Origin of the sequence: Micromonospora solifontis (genome assembly GCF_003725545.1) — a bacterium.
Classification (GTDB): Bacteria; Actinomycetota; Actinomycetes; order Mycobacteriales; family Micromonosporaceae; genus Micromonospora; species Micromonospora solifontis.
Genome location: NZ_RJLN01000227.1, coordinates 1 through 202, shown reverse-complemented (window position 1 = coordinate 202; position 202 = coordinate 1). Strand labels below are relative to the sequence as shown.

1 protein-coding gene is annotated in these 202 nt (G+C 79.7%); it reads left to right on the top strand.

Going from position 1 to position 202, the window contains the following annotated elements; all coding sequences use genetic code 11:
* On the top strand, nucleotides 1-202 hold a 202-nt coding region (locus EFE23_RS27970), incomplete at both ends, for an FAD-binding oxidoreductase (RefSeq protein ID WP_233601188.1).

Genomic DNA, 202 nt, shown 5'->3' with positions numbered 1-202 from the left:
TCGCCGTCCTCACGGTACGGCCGTGGCGGCGGCTGCCCTACCGGCCCGGCCAGGCGGTGCCGGTCTGCACGCCGCGCCGGCCCGGCCGGTGGCGCTGGCTGTGCCCGGCGAACGCGCCACGCCCGGACGGCACCGTCGAGCTGCACGTCCGCGCGGTCCGCGGCGGCGCCGTCTCCACCAGCCTGGTCCATCAGGTACGCCC